This is a genomic window from Aeromonas sp. PS2Canimalfood6, assembly GCF_048276795.1.
In the GTDB taxonomy this organism is placed as follows: domain Bacteria; phylum Pseudomonadota; class Gammaproteobacteria; order Enterobacterales; family Aeromonadaceae; genus Aeromonas; species Aeromonas caviae.
Map to the genome: position 1 here is coordinate 1 of NZ_JBLUXC010000180.1, position 327 is coordinate 327.

Annotated in this window: 1 protein-coding gene; it reads left to right on the forward strand. The window is 54.7% G+C overall.

The features are described from left to right. The coding region (locus ACNPAA_RS21150) for an IS1634 family transposase (RefSeq protein WP_257712573.1) at positions 1–327 on the forward strand (327 nt) is incomplete at both ends.

Genomic DNA, 327 nt, shown 5'->3' on the forward strand with positions numbered 1-327 from the left:
TAGCCTGGCTTGCGTTGAAGAGGCCCGCAACCAGACCGGGGTGTTCATCCTGGCGACCAATGACCACAGCGATACGCTGACCATGGCCGAACTTTTGGCCACCTATAAAGCGCAGCAGAATGTCGAACGGGGCTTTCGTTTTCTCAAGAGCCCGGAGTTTTTAACCTCCTCACTGTACCTGAAAAAGCCGGAGCGGATTGAAGCGTTGCTCATGGTGATGACCTGTAGCCTGATGATTTACGCAGCGTTGGAGCACCGGATCCGGCAGGGATTAGTGGAGCAGAATCGCAGTGTGGCGGATATGAAAAAGAAACCGACCCAGCAGCC